Consider the following 379-nt stretch of genomic DNA (forward strand, 5'->3'; position numbering starts at 1 on the left):
GCTGTATACCTTCTGGCGCCGCCGCGAACTGGAGCGCGCCTACCTCGACAGCCTCGAATCCCTGCCGCATGCCTGCGCGCCCAGCGAAGAACAGCGCGCGCTGGTGGTCGAGGCCCTGATGCAGATCGACCGCGCCCTGCAACGCCTGCCGGCGCGCACCCGCCAGATATTCCTCCTGAGCCAGTTGCACGAACTGACCTATCCGCAGATCGCCGAGCAGCTCGGCGTGTCGGCCATCACCGTCCGGCGCGGCATGAAGCAGGCCATCACGCTGTGCGTGGCCGCGCGCCTGGCCGCATGAGCGCGCCCGCGCTGCCGGCCGCCGTCGAGGCGGCGGTCGACTGGATGGTGCTGCTGTCGTCGGGCGAGGCAAGCGCCG

Annotated in this window: 1 protein-coding gene; it reads left to right on the forward strand. The window is 71.0% G+C overall.

The window, feature by feature from the left end; genetic code table 11:
• Window positions 1–301, forward strand: a 301-nt coding sequence (locus JYB63_RS22655; RefSeq protein ID WP_205660193.1) for a sigma-70 family RNA polymerase sigma factor, incomplete at its 5' end; no start/stop codon positions are given.
• Window positions 302–379: the final 78 nt, after the last annotated feature.

The sequence above is a fragment of the Aliamphritea spongicola genome, assembly GCF_017051665.1.
Taxonomy (GTDB): domain Bacteria; phylum Pseudomonadota; class Gammaproteobacteria; order Pseudomonadales; family Balneatricaceae; genus Amphritea; species Amphritea spongicola.